General features: G+C 50.4%; 1 protein-coding gene. It reads left to right on the forward strand.

The genetic code is table 11. From position 1 onward, the window contains the following. The coding region (locus R7Q47_RS25565; RefSeq protein WP_318090170.1) for a pseudouridine synthase at positions 1-284 on the forward strand (284 nt) is incomplete at both ends.

Here is a 284-nt window from a genome sequence, read left to right on the forward strand (position 1 = left end):
CCAGTTCCGCTTAACGCATAAAATTTACTACGCACGCGTTTGGGGTCATGTCGAGCAGGAAGAGGGCGAAATCGATCTGCCATTGATCTGTGACTGGCCAAACCGTCCGCTGCAAAAAGTGTGTTTTGAAGATGGTAAGCCATCAAAAACTCTCTTCCAAGTCGCGAAGCGAGAAGATCACGAAGACGGCACAAAGACGACCATCGTGCGCTTACTGCCTATTACTGGCCGCTCACATCAATTGCGTGTGCACATGCAAGCGTTGGGTCACCCTATTGTTGGTG

Source organism: Vibrio sp. Vb0349 (genome assembly GCF_033338975.1).